General features: G+C 40.7%; 11 protein-coding genes and 1 pseudogene. 8 read left to right on the top strand and 4 right to left on the bottom strand.

Annotated features, from left to right (window positions below):
* Positions 1–436 precede the first annotated feature (436 nt).
* Together HG263_RS16560 and HG263_RS16565 are read left to right on the top strand one after the other, a co-directional pair.
* A complete protein-coding gene (locus HG263_RS16560) occupies positions 437–805 on the top strand; it encodes a hypothetical protein (RefSeq protein WP_171627206.1) in 369 nt (122 codons plus the stop codon).
* Between the two features lie 223 nt (positions 806–1,028).
* Complete coding sequence (locus HG263_RS16565) at positions 1,029–2,018, top strand: transposase (RefSeq protein ID WP_171627207.1); 990 nt, start codon at positions 1,029–1,031, stop codon at positions 2,016–2,018.
* A gap of 244 nt (positions 2,019–2,262) precedes the next feature.
* Here the strand turns inward: HG263_RS16565 and HG263_RS16570 are convergent.
* Positions 2,263–2,571, bottom strand: a pseudogene (locus HG263_RS16570) (helix-turn-helix domain-containing protein); the annotation flags it as partial.
* Positions 2,572–2,785: 214 nt separating this feature from the next.
* Complete coding sequence (locus HG263_RS16575) at positions 2,786–3,688, bottom strand: MBL fold metallo-hydrolase (RefSeq protein ID WP_171627208.1); 903 nt, start codon at positions 3,686–3,688, stop codon at positions 2,786–2,788.
* 139 nt (positions 3,689–3,827) lie between these two features.
* Here HG263_RS16575 and HG263_RS16580 point away from each other — a divergent pair, with 139 nt between their 5' ends.
* The 3 genes from HG263_RS16580 to HG263_RS16590 all read left to right on the top strand — a co-directional run bounded on the left by HG263_RS16580 (position 3,828) and on the right by HG263_RS16590 (position 7,397).
* Entirely contained in the window at positions 3,828–4,724 is an 897-nt protein-coding gene (locus tag HG263_RS16580) for a LysR family transcriptional regulator (RefSeq protein ID WP_171627209.1), read from the top strand.
* Positions 4,725–4,859: 135 nt separating this feature from the next.
* The gene (locus HG263_RS16585; protein ID WP_171627210.1) at positions 4,860–5,840 is read left to right on the top strand and encodes a transposase; all 981 of its coding nucleotides are present in this window, start codon (positions 4,860–4,862) and stop codon (positions 5,838–5,840) included.
* Positions 5,841–6,890: 1,050 nt separating this feature from the next.
* Positions 6,891–7,397, top strand: coding sequence for a hypothetical protein (locus HG263_RS16590; RefSeq protein ID WP_171627211.1), 507 nt, complete (start codon positions 6,891–6,893; stop codon positions 7,395–7,397).
* Here the strand turns inward: HG263_RS16590 and HG263_RS16595 are convergent.
* Both HG263_RS16595 and HG263_RS16600 read right to left on the bottom strand, forming a co-directional pair.
* Positions 7,394–8,260: a LysR family transcriptional regulator gene (locus HG263_RS16595; protein WP_171627212.1), complete on the bottom strand. Its 867-nt coding sequence runs from the start codon at positions 8,258–8,260 to the stop codon at positions 7,394–7,396. The genes HG263_RS16590 and HG263_RS16595 overlap by 4 nt on opposite strands.
* A gap of 231 nt (positions 8,261–8,491) precedes the next feature.
* Complete coding sequence (locus HG263_RS16600) at positions 8,492–9,460, bottom strand: hypothetical protein (protein ID WP_171627213.1); 969 nt, start codon at positions 9,458–9,460, stop codon at positions 8,492–8,494.
* A 792-nt stretch (positions 9,461–10,252) separates the two neighbouring features.
* On the opposite strand from HG263_RS16600, the gene HG263_RS16605 reads away from it, so the two are divergent.
* From HG263_RS16605 to HG263_RS16615, 3 genes are read left to right on the top strand one after another with little or no spacing between them, the layout of a single operon-like run.
* Entirely contained in the window at positions 10,253–12,229 is a 1,977-nt protein-coding gene (locus HG263_RS16605) for an LTA synthase family protein (protein ID WP_246240010.1), read from the top strand.
* Positions 12,230–12,245: 16 nt separating this feature from the next.
* Positions 12,246–13,883 carry a phosphoethanolamine transferase gene (locus HG263_RS16610; RefSeq protein WP_171627214.1) on the top strand — a complete coding sequence of 546 codons (1,638 nt, stop codon included), beginning with the start codon at positions 12,246–12,248 and terminating at the stop codon, positions 13,881–13,883.
* Positions 13,870–14,256 (top strand): diacylglycerol kinase, encoded by a 387-nt coding sequence (locus HG263_RS16615; protein ID WP_171627215.1) that lies wholly within the window; start codon positions 13,870–13,872, stop codon positions 14,254–14,256. Before HG263_RS16610 ends, HG263_RS16615 begins: the two co-directional genes overlap by 14 nt.
* Positions 14,257–14,358 lie beyond the last annotated feature (102 nt).

Consider the following 14,358-nt stretch of genomic DNA (forward strand, 5'->3'; position numbering starts at 1 on the left):
AACCAAAAGAGTTAACCAAAAGAGTTAACCAAAAGAGTTAACCAAAAGAGTTAACCAAAAGAGTTAACCAAAAGAGTTAACCAAAAGAGTTAACCAAAAGAGTTAACCAAAAGAGTTAACCAAAAGAAAGAGTTAACCAAGACACCCACTTTTATTTGCTCTAAATAAGTAGACGAGATCGCGTCTAGTATTTTGCAATTTAGCCCTAAAATCTCGCATAAAACAAAAATTAACAATGAACAGGTGCTTTTGGCGTAAAAAATGTCAAAGGTACTGCCTTTATTGGCTCATTTGTTGATAATTTAATTATGGCTGTCGAGTTTGTCTTGCTAGTGCGTTTGTATCGAGTTGACATACTTTATAGAAATAGAGGCAATGTGCAGTAAGAGACCAGAAACCATTCACTCTTAGAGGACTAGAAATTTGAGGAAGCAAAATGTTTGAAACTAAAACCAAACAACATGAACAATGTAAGCAATTTAGGAAAGTGATAATACAACAAATGAGAAGAGGAGGTGGTAACGGAGTTGATGATTATCATGAAGAAGAACGAAAAGGAAAAGCTGAGTTTGCTAATCAGAACTTCGCGAGGGCGAGGTACTTTTTCGAGCGCGCTAAGAAGGGGAGAGAAGAAATCGGGGGAGCCCATGGGGGGCTGGATGCGGGGCACAAGGCAGCTGTACAATACCTAGATAGGAGAATAGCTGCGTGCGATCAAAACATACGAGATCAGGCAGGGCCAACGGTACGCACTAGTGAGGCGCATCCCGATGCATTTAAAAAATTCACATGGGGTAAAAGATAGCAGAAGGAAATAACGCAAATGTATGCAACTCATATTAAACAAACAATAACATACATAAGACTCGAGGGACAAACATTAGTTTGGTAGGAAGTCACTCATTGCCTACCTTTCATCAAGAAAAGAAATAAGCAAAAAAGAAATAAGCAAGACACCCACTTTTATTTGCTCATTTTTCATTCATTGCCTACCTTTTATTAATCTGATTAAAAGGTAGGCATTTGTCATGGCAACGGCACGTAAGAGACAGGTAAGTTTGGTTGATACGAAGTATTATCACTGTATTTCGCGGTGTGTTCGCCGTGCATTTTTGTGTGGGAATGACACAATTACCGGTAAAAGCTATGAGCACCGCAGGCAATGGGTAGAGGACAAGCTTTTAGCGCTTGCCAAAGTATTTTGCATTGATGTGTGTGCATATGCGGTGATGAGTAATCACACCCATATTGTGTTGTATGTGGATGATAAAAAGGCCAAGCGGTTGAACGATAAAGCCATACTTATTCGCTGGCACAAGTTATTTAAAGGCACGCTACTTACGCAGAAGTTTCTTCAAGGCGATAAGCTGGATAAGGGGCAGCAATTCATTTTAAATCGCACTATTGCAGATTACCGTGAGCGATTGGCGGATATCAGTTGGTTTATGCGTGTACTCAATGAAGATATTGCCAGAAAAGCCAATAAAGAAGATAACTGTACAGGTCGTTTTTGGGAAGGGCGCTTTAAATCTCAAGCGCTTTTAGATGAAGCCGCCTTGGCAGCGTGCATGGCGTATGTTGATTTAAACCCCATCAGAGCGAAGATGGCAAATACACCAGAAGGCTCTGACCACACCAGCGTTCAAAAACGCCTTGATGCCGTAAAAAATAACGCCGCGAAAGAGGCAAAACAACCTAAGCAACTCGCTCGCTTTGCAGGCAGCCCCAGAAAGCACATGCCCAAAGGACTCCCCTTTGAATTAAAGTCTTACTTGGAGTTAGTTGAACTAACCGGCCGCTGTATGCGAGAAGACAAGCGCGGACACATAGCGCAGAACACATTGCCTATTTTAGAGCGATTAAACATTGCCCCTGAAAACTGGCTAAAACTCACCACGCAATTTACCCGAGTGTTTAAAGGCGCAGTAGGGCGGCCTAATAAACTTGATGGCTACTACGCACATTTAGAAGTAAAGCGGCGAACCGGCATCAGCCATTGTGAGAAGCTACTCGCATAAATCACTCTACAACCCTAACAGTGTAAGAAAAACCGAATGATGCTGAACAAGTAGGCAAAATCACGTCTAGCTCTGTGCAATTTAGCCCTAAAATCTCGCATAAAATAAAATAAAATAAAATAAAATAAAAATCAACAATGAACAGGCGCTTTTGGCGTAAAAATGTCAAAGGTACTGCCTTTATTGGCTCATTTGTTGATAATTTTATTATGGCTGTCTTGTTTATTTTATTGTTTATTTGTCTTGAGACGAAGACGCCTTGTTTACGCAATTCATTGCTTGTCCTGTGCTGACCATGAGCGGGGTAATCAATAGCGTATTGAACAACTGCTTGTTCCGTTACTTCGTCTACACGATTTTTGATGTTTGGCGATCTACGACTTTTATCAATTAACGCATCCAAGCCACCGTTTTCGACTAGCTCTTGATATCGATAAAATGTATCTCTTGAAACACCCATGACTTTACAGGCTCTTGATACGTTACCTAATTCTTCAGCAAGATTAAGTAAACCAGTTTTGTCTTTTATGATTGGGTTGTTAGTATGCAACATGAGAGTTACCACCTTTTAGGTTGTTTTGATTAAAAGATTCGACACCTTTATCAAAACGGGTAACTCTCAATTTTTCAAATCGAAATGTCAGATCTTGTCTGAACTAATTCATATGAAGCAAGTGACTTGACCCCTTTATTTTTTTTGACCCCTTTATTTTTTCATCACATACAAATAAAGGTGAGGCTTACCTCACCTTTATTGCAGCAGTGCGTTACTTAGGCTCTGGACGCCACGGGAATGGCCCCATAAACTCATCTGCCAACACGCGCCATACATTCATAGCAAGCCACTGATCATAACCAACCCAATTTTGGTATTTTGGCAACTTTAAGGTGCTTGGGATCAACATGGGATTGGTGCCTTTTTGTAACTCGGCATAAAACGCCTTGCGTAAGTCTTGAAGATATTCAAGCTGTGCTTGTACATCTGCTTTGCTACCTGCCAACAACGGCATTTCTTTTTCATTGTGAGAAAAAACCGCTTTGTTGAAATCCATTTTTAACAACGCTTTTAAGCTTCGCTCCCACTCGCGTAAATTGAAATCAGGCACGACTGAAAAAATAACTCTATTTGGCGTAACGATGTCCGCAAGATACACCAATTTTTGCTCCGGCAAATAGAAAACCGTCATACCAAGCCCATGGTTCATCCCCAAATAATGTAGCTCAATGCTCAGCTCATCGACTTTCAGTTGTTTAAATTGACCTTGCCAAGTTTCAGTTGGCGGCGTCATATCCTGATATGGATTGGCAACCATCCATTGCGCCGCTTCTTGGTGTGCTAAAGTAATCGCACCTTCATCGGTAAATACTTTACCACCACTGGCGTGATCCCAATGATTATGGCTATGCAATGCGTATTTAATGGGCTTATCGGTTATTTCCCTAATGGCGGCAAGCATGCTTTTAGCATGGTGAGAGTTCATCGTTTCGAATACCACAACACTGTTGTTGGTGATTGAAAACATCGAAATATACCCACCATCTAAACTAAATGAATAAGTATTATCGGCAATCTTTTGTACCGTTTTATGCTCATTAGCTACACTACCAAAACTCGCACTGGCAAGTACCAATAGAGTAGACGCAACCAGCGCCTGAAATTTTGTAAACATAGTAATTTTCCTGTGTTGTATGAGTTCTTAAGCACTACCAAATGTTAGTAAGGCCAGAAATTGAACACAGTATAGTTAATTGCAGTATTCAACATGAAGATCTAAAATTGCAAAACCTAAATGTTATTTTTGCAATAAGATGAATTCACCAGAGCACATTTTCATTCGCGTTATAGAAACGGGAAGTTTAAAGTTAGCGGCAGCGCAGTTGCGCATTGAAGCATCAACTGTGAGTCGTAAAGTAGCCAAACTAGAGCAACGGCTTAATGCCAAATTACTCAATCGCTCAACGGTAAAAACAACCCCGACCGAGCTTGGCTTAGCGTACTACAATGGTTTAAAAAACTTATATGATCAGCAAAGCGCATTAGAAGAAGAGGTATTTAACACTTCAACACAAGTGAAAGGTGTTTTACGTATTGCCACCACCGTCGACCTAGGCGATAAATTTATTACGCCAATAATACATACCATGATGTGCCAAGCACCCGAATTGAAAGTCGAACTGATATATGGCTCCGAATTGACCAACCTAACAGAGCAAAACATTGACGTAGCAATACGTTTTGGTAAACCCGTGGATTCCCATTTGTATGCCATTGATTTGGGTTCCATTCCTCGTATTTTGGTTGCAAGTCCCGAGTATTTAAAACAGCACGGAACACCACATCATATCGACGATTTAGCACAACATAGGTTTATACTTTATGCCAGCGCTCAGGCCAATTTTGATATTCAATTTCAAAGTGGTGAACGCTTTGCACACAACATGTTATCTAGTTCATTAAGTGTGAACAGTTTGCGTTCTATCGCTTATATGGTTAAAGCTGGACATGGCATCCATTGGGGCCCAAGCTGGTTGTATCAAAAAGAGTTAGAAGAAGGCAGCGTGGTTAATGTGCTGGCAAAACATCCCGTGATCGGACTACCACTGCATGCACTTTACACTAACCGAGACTTTCAACCTTATCGTGTACGCTGGTTTTTAACTTTGTTACGCGAGCACTTGCATCTAGATCAGCTTAATATTCTTTAATTACGCATCAAATAAAAAAAGAAAAGGGGTCAAGCCGCTTGCTTCATCATACTTTTCAACTAGGGGTCAAGCCGCTTGCTTCATCATACTTTTCAACTAGGGTTAAAGGAGGATGAGTAATACAGGCAATTGGCTATGCCCAGACCTCAACGGATTGAGTACGAGCACGCGTTTTATCACGTGATGAACCGTGGGCGCGCACGGCAAACCATCTTCCATGATTCTCAGTACTTTCAAGCATTTTTGGCGACTCTAGCCGAGGCTCACGCGCGATTTGATTGCATTATTCATGCGTACTGTTTGATGTCGAATCACTACCATTTGTTGATTGAAACACCCAAAGCCAATTTAGGGCGAGTGATGCGCCACATCAATGGGGTGTATACGCAGCGGCATAACAAATTAAAACGCACTGACGGGCCGTTATTTCGTGGTCGATACAAAGCTATATTGGTTGAAAAAGGCGCGTATCTTCTGCAACTAAGCCGCTATATTCATCGTAACCCAATTGAAATGGCAAACCCAATGGTGGAAGACTTAGCCAAATACCCATGGTCGAGCTACCCAGCGTACATCGGTGAAACGGAACCACAAGATTGGCTGACACGTGATTTTACCTATGACATGTTAGGGCATCGCTACAAATACAAGCAATACAAAGCCTATGTATTGCGTGGTAACGATGCTGAAATAGCTGATTTTTATAGTAAAGTAAAAACAGCCGCCGTTTTAAGTAGTGACGATTTTAAGCATGCCTTGAAGGGCTCTGTATTAGCAAACGCATCAGAGAAAGTGGTTGTAAAACAGTTACAACCAGAGCTTACTATAAGCGATGTCGTGAATGCGGTGGCTCGCTTTTATCACTGCCCCATTTCGCAGATTACCAGTGTCATAAAAGGACCGAGCAAAGGGTTTGAAGGACGCAAAGTAGCGATGTATTTTTGTCAGGAGCTACTCGATGCACGACTTGCTGATATGGCTTTGTTCTTTGGTTTGGGACACGGTGGTTCAGTCAGTTTTATCACCCACCAGATAAGAAAAAGACGCAATGACGATAAGCAGTTTGCGAAGCGGTTAAGCGATATTTTTGAGCATATTATGAAGCAAGTGACTTGACCCTTTATTGTTTTCACCAGATAAGAAAGAGACGCAATGACGATAAGCAGTTTGCGAAGCGGTTAAGCGATATTTTTGAGCATATTATGAAGCAAGTGACTTGACCCTTTATTGTTTCTTTATTGTTTTGACCCTTTATTGTTTAAGCGCCTGCTTTCTTGTTTTATTAGCCATAGTTTTGTTCTATCTTTCTTATAGTTAACATCTATTTTACATTTGTGTGATGCAAACTTATGATGAAAACAGGTACACACTGTCGAGAGTTTTAAAATATGAGACAAATCAATACTGCTATGGTAAATAAACGCCTTCGTTTAGTGAGAAAGCATGTAACTAAAATTATCCACCCAAAAACGAGTGCTGATAGAGAAAGGGAAATTCATTTGCTTCATAATGCTTTTAAGACACGTTGAGCGCTCGTTTGTAACCTACACCTGTCTGTTATGTTGTTTTTTTACTTGTTAGAAAGCTGCTTTTGTATCTTTAAATAGAATGCGTAATGCCTATTGTTGACTCACGCTGAATTGTTGATAAAAACGACTACTAGCTTAAGTCGAGAGGGCACCTGCTAATGGTGCTCTACACACCTTTATAACAAATAAAACATGCCAATGATGTTTGAGCAGTTAAAGCTGGTTTTGGTCGAAAAATCGTGATGTTACTGCTATTAAGTCGCTATATTAATTAAAGTCTAAATTGATATGCTCTGGTTGAGCATTGTTTGTTATTGAGCAATTCAGAAGGCAATACTCACCTTTTCACACCTTTACACCTTCACACCTTCACACCTTCACACCTTCACACCTTCACACCTTCACACCTTCACACCTTCACACCTTCACACCTTCACACCTTCACACCTTCACACCTTTTCACCTTTTCACCTTTTCACCTTTTCACCTTTTCACCTTTTCACCTTTTCACACCTTCATACTCCTCACTAGTATCATAGATGAACACTATGCTACTCATTGTAAACTCCTATTTTATCTTGTGACTGACACTTTTTATGATGATGTTAAACCACAACATGTAAAGGAGTTAGTTATTATGAACACATACCATTTTGGTCATATTTTCAAAAAAATGGCATTACCACTCGTTGCTAGTTTAACGGCATTACCCACATTTGCAGGACCGAGTGAATGGTTTGACGCCAATAGTAATTTTGCAACGCTAGACTCAGGCGCTTCGCAAGTGCGCTTTAGCGTACAGTACCCACAGTTGGGAGGGGGTAACTGTGGTATTGGCATTGCACTTAATGGTTTTAACAGTCACGAGTATTACTACAAACAGCTGTTAGAGCACATAGATGTAAAATCAATTTACCTAACAGATCAGGGAACGTATGAGCTTCTACCTACATCTGTTAGCCGTGATGGTATTTTATATGCCTTTAATTACTTCAATCAGTACTATATGACTTTTGTTACCATTAGCACCAAAGATGGTAGTACGTTTGGTGAGGTTTTTGAACGCTTGCCAACTATTAACAATATTCATGCTATTACAGGTGCTGTGACTTGCCAGCAGTTAGATGATGCTAAACAAAACTAACTAGATGGCTCTGCTAATACATGCTTAATTTCATGCTTTAGGTTTTGACCAATCGTACTGTTTTGAATGTCAAAACGATGGATTAGGCATAGCTCATCCACTACCGTTGCGCTGTTTTTCTCAAAGCGGCGCAATGGTTCTGCGCATTTTTTGGCAACTCGCTCAGGTAAAATTCCTGCGCCAATGCCTTTGGCTACTAAACTGGCAATCACTTCTAAATTATTAGAATGCTCCACTTGAAAATGAGTGAGGTCGAGTACTTTTAACAACGCTTGGCTTTGCTTTAGGTTTGGATCACAGTATAAAACGGTGTTGTCGTTATCTGTGCTGAAATTTTTAAGCGAACTACTTTGCCAAAGCGTTACTTCATCTAAAAACAGTTTGTGGATCACCAAATCAGGGTGGGGCACTGGGTTAATGACCAGCCCAAAATCTATTTCACAGTTAACGACTTGTTCGGTGATCTTTCTTGACAGATCATGCACCAAATTCAACTTCAAAGCGGGATATTTGTGTTTTAAAGCGCTTAGTAGCTCGGGTAATGTGTACAATGCAACCGATGGATGACAGCCAATACTAAAGGTGCCAACCATATCTGTACTTGCACGAAGCACATTGGCGTGCAGCTGCTCCCACTCAGTCATAAATTTACGGCTGTGCTGAGCTAGCGCTTTTCCTGCATGGGTGAGTTTAACACCGTTTCGGCTTCTTATAAGCAGTTGTGTAGCAAACACTTGCTCAAGTCGCTTTATTGCTGTGCTCATGCTAGGTTGTGTGATGCCAAGCCGTTGTGCTGCGCGTGATAAGTTGTGGGTGTTTGCTACCTCAATAAAGTAGGCAAGATCATCAAAAGATGGTCGCATTATATTCCTTTGTATAGTTGTAAATTTTTTGTAAGTTTACTCGCTATAATGGCAATGTGCATTATTTGGGTACTTATAACGTAAATTTTGGAATATTTGAGGTTTTATATGCCGAGCGTGGCTGATAAATAACAAAAATGTGCGCGACCACTAGGGTTGCGCACAAAGGGTGGGAGAAGCCAACAAAATATGTCTGCTCTATCGTTAAGGTTTAGTTTTTACAGAATTAGATTACTTTTTGGTTACACCGAGCCATGCTGCTGATTCAATTGGTGCATCAAGCGTCATAATGGGCGCCGCAGAGTGCTGCTCAAGATCGAGCGAGATGACCTTTTGGTCATGAATAAGATACGTCATATTGTAGGCTTGGTTATTGATAAGCAACATGCTGCTGTCTGTATTGATGGATTCAACGGCTTTAAATCGCCCCGCGGCTTGAAACTCATTATCACTATCAAAGATATTGATATAGCCTAATTCGTCTACCACGAGCAAGTCTTTAGACACGGCGCTCATTCCGTAAGCAAGATAATTTGCTACGCCTTCGGGTTGCCAGTTAAATGCACTGATCTCGTTGTTAGCTAGGTCAATTTTGTAAAAACTACCGCGCGCGATACCAATCATTAAGTCATGGTCTTGACCTGCCAACAGTTTGCCGATGCGATGCTCATTAGGGAGTGCTTGTGAGTTGGCAATATGGGTCGCGCTAAATGTGCTGCTTTGCTGGGTTATTTTCACAATCCCATCGGCGCACGCAAAAACGATGTGATCTTGTGTTTGAGCACTGCCATGTAACGCTGGGCACTTTGGTGCAAAAGTCTGTTCTTGATGAAAATGGTCACCATGGATCTCGAACAATCCCAATTGATCTGGCAGGGTGCTTTCACTTTGCGGGTCGCGCAAAGTAGCGATGACCCATTCTGAGCGTATCTCACCTGTACCGTGCATATAGGTGTTAAAGTAATGTTCAGCCAACACGTTTTGTTCCTCTATGCTGGTATCTGATAATAGCGCAAAGCTTGCATTGGCTGCAGTTTCTTTGTCGCCATCAAAAAATAACAAGGTATTTGGTGTATTGGGTACATAGTGAGTGGCTTTGCTGTTATGTAGCTCAAATCCAAGTAAACTAGGCTCTTCTTGATGTAAATGTGGCGTGTCTTGCTCGGTTTCAATATACAGGCCACCATCAATGAATTGCACCAAATCTTCTTGACGCGAAATCGCTGATACGTAACGTCCTTCAGGACTGGTTTTAAGCTTGTTCCGATATGGGTTGTACTTAATGTTTGTACTAACTCACCGTTTTCTAAATTATAAATAGAGAGCGAGTTGCCTTGAGTGAGCGCCAACCGGCCAACTGGAAGCGGAATGTCTTCAGGGGCTTTGTTTTGACCCGCTTGCTCTTTATTATTGGTTTGTTCACTTTGAGTGATGGGGGTTAACGTATGTTTCTCCGACCCACAGCCCGATAGCAAAGCAAATGAGATGCTCGCGAGTAAAAAGTGCATTTTCATTGTACAACGCCAAGTTTGTTATAATATATCATTTACTAAGCGTTATATTATAACATATTGATTGTTCAATAAAGGCGTCCAAAAACTTGAGTTATGTCGTTAAAGAGGGTTATCCACTATGCTTAGAGCTAAGCAGATTGAGTATAAGCACGGTTTTTTATGCTGTAATGAACTGAAAGGAACGGCAAATAATATGGTAATCGGAGTGTCGGATAAAAAATCCTTTCAAGCCAGTTTTAATGCTAATTGTGTTCAATTCACTATTAATCGCCTACTATTAGCGCGTAAATTCGTCTTGCCTATAGGTGAGCGGGGCAGTGAGCGCTTCATATAAACAAAATGGGTTAATCTATATCTTATTCAAACCTCAGGCTAGGTAGCCAATGATTTACTATTTGTCCGAGCTAAGGCTGTCTTTCTTAAGTTTTTCTTAAGCTTCGCATACTAATTTATAAAAAAATCACAAAGTAAGTTAGTTATGCAGCAAGTTTATCGTTATTTACATGCCCACAAGTCAGTGTGGATGACCTTTTTGACATTGTTAGCGCTGTTTACAATAAGCCGGTTAGCCTTGTCTGTGTGGCTAATCGAACGCATCACGCAAGACAGTTTATTTGAGTTGCTATGGGGTGGTTTTAGGGTTGATGTAAGTACCAGCGCTTATTTGTTGTTACCTGTATTATTGCTGGTATTCTTTGGTTATTTTTTGCCTACTCGGTGGCAATATTTCGTAAACAAGCTCTGTCAAAGCTATATTGTGCTTTTAATCACATCAGTGGTTTTGTTTGAAATTGCAACGCCCGCTTTTATCAACCAATACGATGTAAGGCCTAATCGTTTATTTATTGAATACTTGCAGTACCCTCATGAAGTGTTTTCTATGTTGGTAAATGGTCATTTATTTACTTTGGTCGTCGCTGTAGTGCTATGTGGTGCTACGGCATTTGTCACCTCGCAGTATATTGCTCATCACAAAGCTACGTCTTCTAACGTGGGCTGGGTAACACATTCATTATTAAGCTTGTGTTGTTTAATTGCTTTAGCGTTAATGGCTAGAGGGACACTCGGTCATCGACCTTTGAATCCATCTTTAGTCTACTTTTCTCAAGATGCATTAGTTAATTCTTTGACGTTAAACTCCCCCTATAGTGTCGCATTCGCAATAAAAAATATGCGTAGCGAAGCCAGTGCCCAAGCGCTATATGGTGCATTAGATAAGCAAAAGATCATTCAGCTAGTTAGAAATGAAGCGTATAAAAGTGCATTTATAAGCGATGAGTTTCCCACGTTGTCTCGTGAACCAAGCTTTTACCAAGGGCAGCAGAAAAACTTGGTGATTGTATTGGAGGAAAGCTTAGGTGCTAGGTTTGTTGGGGCGTTAGGGGGCTCTGGCCTTACTCCTAATTTCGATCAACTCTACCAACAAGGCTGGGGTTTTAAGAATATGTACGCAACGGGTACTCGCTCTGTAAGGGGGATAGAAGCGGTAATTACCGGCTTTATGCCTTCGCCATCTCGCTCAGTTGTCAAGTTATCGAAATCTCAACATCAGTTTTATACGCTGGCCAGTGCGTTATCACAACAAGGCTACACCACTCAGTTTATTTACGGTGGAGAAAGTCATTTTGACAATATGAAAAGCTTTTTCCTCGGTAATGGGTTCAGCGACATTGTAGATATAAATGACATTGAATCGCCCGAATTTGTAGCTTCATGGGGGGTAAGCGATGAAGATTTATTCAACCAAGCAGACAAAGAGCTTGTGGCGCTTGCTCAGTCCAATCAGCCTTTTTTCAGCTTGATCTTTACTTCTAGTAATCATGATCCGTTTGATATCCCAAAAGGAAAAGTTTCTTTAGAAGATGATTTTAAAAGTGATAATCGAGCAAGAGATTTAGCGATTAAATATGCAGATCATGCACTTGGCAACTTTATTACCACAGCCCAAAAGCGTGATTATTGGCAAAATACAATCTTCTTAGTGGTTGCCGACCATGATGTTAGAGTGTTTGGTAGTGAACCCGTACCTATAAAATCTTTTCATATACCGGCTGTTATCCTTAACAGTGAAGTGAATGCTCATGCCGATGAGCGGTTAGTAAGCCAAATCGACCTGCCCGTGACTTTACTGTCATTGCTCGGCGTACAAGAGCCATCTCCGATGATTGGGTATGACTTAACTAAAACTTACCCTACACAGCGCGCGATGATGCAGTACTACGATAACTACGCCTATATAGAAAACGATAAAGTGGCAGTACTTATGCCAGGAAAGAAAGCGAGTTATTGGCATTATGATGTAAAGAACAAACAACAACATGCCATTATGCCAAGCACAGAGTTAGAACAGATAAAAGAAAAGGCGCTCGCCCATGTATTATTCAGTTCGTTAGCTTATCAAAAACAGCTATATCGCTCGAATGTAAACCACAGACAAGTAGTTAAAGTGCATTAATAAATTGGAGCGCGATATGGTTAGACATTTGTTTCCCAGAAGCTTTATCGGTTTGATGGTTTTAACCACCTTATACATGACCGTGGTGGTTAATTGGATATTTTTACAAAAAGCTTTTGATGCTGTTGATTACACACGCTTTACTGGCTTAAGCATGATGTTGTCACTTCCTGTGGTGTTATTTTGTTTAACCATTATGGTAAACAGCTGGTGCTCGTTGTTTGCATTCACAAGAGTCATGATGTTTATCTGCATATTGGTATCTGGTGCTCTACTATATGCTGCGCTCAGTTATGGTGTCATTTTTGACAAAGAGATGATTGTCAATATTGTGCAAACTGATCAGCATGAAGCGTTTTCTTATCTGAACTTTCGTGCACTTGCTGGTGTGTTACTGCTTGGGCTGCTTCCTGCATGGTTTATAACTAAGTGTTATCAAAGCGGAAGTTGGTTTAAAAAGGTGCGAGTAGTTTTAAAGATCAATGCGTTATCAGCCATCTTATTGATTGCGCTGATACTACCTCAATATCAAAGTTTTGCCGCAGTTGGCCGTAATCACAAAGAGCTTACAAGCTATATTCTGCCTTTTTCTTTGTATGTATCAGGTTATAAGTATCTAAGAGACAATTATGTTTACCAACCTTTACCATTTAAGCATTTGGATGACTCGCCTCACCTGGTTGATGGTAATGTACCTGTCTTTACCGTTGTTGTAGTTGGTGAGACTGCTCGGGCACAAAACTTTTCGTTGGGCGGCTATAAACGACCAACCAATGCATATACGGTGGATGACCGTGTGCAGTTTTTTCCTTATGTTGAGTCTTGCGGTACTGCAACCGCTGTGTCTGTTCCTTGCATGTTTTCTAGACTCAATCACGATAATTATTCAAGCAGAGCCGCCGAAAGCCAGGATAATGTTTTAGATATTATTCAACGAGCAGGAAGTAACGTAACTTGGATAGACAACAATAGCAGCTGCAAAGGTGTATGTAAGCGAATACACAGTATTAAAATTGAGCCTAATGTAAGTAATGAATTATGTGATGGTGAATATTGTTACGATGAGGCATTATTAGCGCCCTTAAGAGCCGCTCTCGCTCATAGCCCAACACAGAGTCAGCTTATTGTCTTGCACATGATTGGCTCTCATGGGCCAACTTATTATCGTCGTTATCCCAGCCGGTTTAAAAAATTTCTGCCCGATTGCCCCAGTAGCGATATTCAACATTGTTCACAGCAGCAGCTAGTTAATACATATGACAATACAATTTTGTACACTGATTATGTACTGCATCAAGTGATACGGGAATTAAAAAATGTCAGTGAAGGAACCGTTAATATGCTTTACCTGTCGGATCATGGAGAGTCATTAGGCGAGAAAGGGTTGTACTTACATGGTTTCCCTTATCGCTTTGCACCTGAAGAGCAAACACATGTACCAATGATATATTGGAGCAATAAAATGCAAAACGCTGATTTTAGCAATTGCGTCAAGATGCATGCTACCCAGCCTATAAGCCACGACAATCTGTATGATACCTTAATGGGGCTTGTGCAAGTTAACAGCACAACTTATGAACTAAACCACGATGTATTTGCACCGTGTCAGTATTCTAAGCTAGCTCATATTGGAGAGTTAAATGAAGTTCGATAGTACGAATAAACCCACCGGAGTCAGGCGAATATTTCTTGCTCTGAGTAACTCAGCGCGGGCGCTGCGATGGTTGGCTTACAATGAGTCAGCATTTCGTCAAGAGCTTATATTATTATTGATCACGTTTGGCGTTATTTTTACGGTAGATTTTTCATTATATGAAAAAGTGATGATGCTATGTGCTACCTTGTTTGTGATGTTTGCAGAAATCGTCAATACAGCCATTGAAGCCATTGTTGATAGGGTGGGCCTTGAGATCCATCCTTTGTCAGGCTTGGCAAAAGACTTAGGATCTGCTGGCGTATTTATTGCGATTATCGTATTTTTTTGTATCTGGGGTAGCTGCTTCTATACCAACTACTTCTCACTTTAATATGTAACCTCAACTTCGGATTGTGTTTAGTCAGTTTACAAGTGCTTTCTATTCCAAAACTCTTATCCAAACCTTAGGTTATATAGAAAAACCACAAAGCCT

This window comes from Pseudoalteromonas caenipelagi, from assembly GCF_013140855.1.
Taxonomy (GTDB): Bacteria; Pseudomonadota; Gammaproteobacteria; order Enterobacterales; family Alteromonadaceae; genus Pseudoalteromonas; species Pseudoalteromonas caenipelagi.